Origin of the sequence: Mesorhizobium sp. M2A.F.Ca.ET.037.01.1.1 (genome assembly GCF_003998075.1) — a bacterium.
In the GTDB taxonomy this organism is placed as follows: Bacteria; Pseudomonadota; Alphaproteobacteria; order Rhizobiales; family Rhizobiaceae; genus Mesorhizobium.
Window position 1 is genome coordinate 1 of sequence record NZ_RZSA01001544.1, and the last position, 905, is coordinate 905.

1 protein-coding gene is annotated in these 905 nt (G+C 61.3%); it reads right to left on the bottom strand.

Annotated elements, in window-relative coordinates; translation table 11 throughout:
* Positions 1-125: 125 nt before the first annotated feature.
* The gene (locus EOA27_RS38235) at positions 126-572 is read right to left on the bottom strand and encodes an NmrA family NAD(P)-binding protein (RefSeq protein WP_245466924.1); all 447 of its coding nucleotides are present in this window, start codon (positions 570-572) and stop codon (positions 126-128) included.
* Positions 573-905: the final 333 nt, after the last annotated feature.

A 905-nucleotide genomic window follows, 5' to 3' on the forward strand; every position in this document is an offset into this window, starting at 1 on the left:
CCCCGGCCTCATGCTCCTTCAAAATTCCGATGATCTGCTCTTCAGAGAAGCGGCTGCGCTTCATGGCCTGGTCCTCTCGATGGGCCAGAACGAACTTCAAACCGGATTAGATCACAGGGGCAAGGTCAGCGCGCCGGATGGAGGAACGTATATTCCAGGCCGGAGTTGAGAACCGCCTCCTCGACCGGCGCCTTGGCGACATGATTGACGAGGTCCGAAAGCGCCGGATGGATCACGGCCGAAAACACCAATCGGCGCACACCCGCGTCGATGGCAGCCTTCACGACAGTTTTTCCCACGTCGGCCTCGGCGGGAATGAAGGCCGGGGCGATATAGAAGACGGCGCCGACGTCCTTGAGTGCTGCGTCTAAAGCCGCGCGATCGCGCAGGTCGCCGATGGCGACTTCGGTTGCGCCGTGACCGCGCACCTGTTCAGCCTGCTCAGGCTTGCGGATGAAGGCACGGACGCGCGCGCCTCGCGTAGCAAGGGCGGGAATGACACTGCCTGCAAAATCTCCTGCGCGCCGAAGGCGAGAATCATGATCATGCTCCTGCAAGTTCGTGATGGCCACCAATGGCCCTCAACTCAATCTGGTTCCTGCGACCGGGATGTCACCACTCCGCCGGCTTTTTTCGGGTAACGCCTAACGGGTGAACTGGCGAAGGCGTGCCCGCGTTCCCAAATGCCCACTTGTGGGCCGGCTCGCCTCGGGCTTTCTTTGCTGACATGCGTTTACGTCCGAAAACTCGGTAACTATTCGCCCTTGGCGATCTCGAATGAATGCAACCAAACCGACGGAGAGAAAGATGCGGCAGGCGCTGATCGTATGGGGCGGCTGGGAGGGCCATGAGCCCGAAGCCGGCGCCCGCGTCGTCAAGGCGATGCTCGAGGAGGAAGGCTTTGC